Raw genomic sequence first — 256 nt, forward strand, 5'->3', positions numbered from 1 at the left:
GGTGGCGCTTTTCGGGTTGCTGTTATCGAAGAAGATCTTCGAGAAGACGATGGCCGCCATGGTGGCGTAGAGGTAGAAGTCATACCACTCCAGCATCGAGCCGAAGATGGTGGCCGCCGCGACCTTGCGCAGGCGTTTCTTGGTTTGCTGTGGGGTTTCCGCTGCAGTACTGCTGGTTTCAACTGCGGTCATATCCGTACATCCTCATGAATCATTGTAGTTATTGTCGAGTTGACGCGAGCCTTGCGCGACGCGC

General features: G+C 55.5%; 1 pseudogene. It reads right to left on the reverse strand.

Annotated elements, in window-relative coordinates:
- A pseudogene (locus SB725_RS32415) lies at positions 1–192 on the reverse strand (MFS transporter); the annotation flags it as partial.
- Positions 193–256: the final 64 nt, after the last annotated feature.

This window comes from Pseudomonas sp. SIMBA_041, assembly GCF_046535095.1.
Lineage (GTDB): Bacteria > Pseudomonadota > Gammaproteobacteria > Pseudomonadales > Pseudomonadaceae > Aquipseudomonas > Aquipseudomonas mucoides.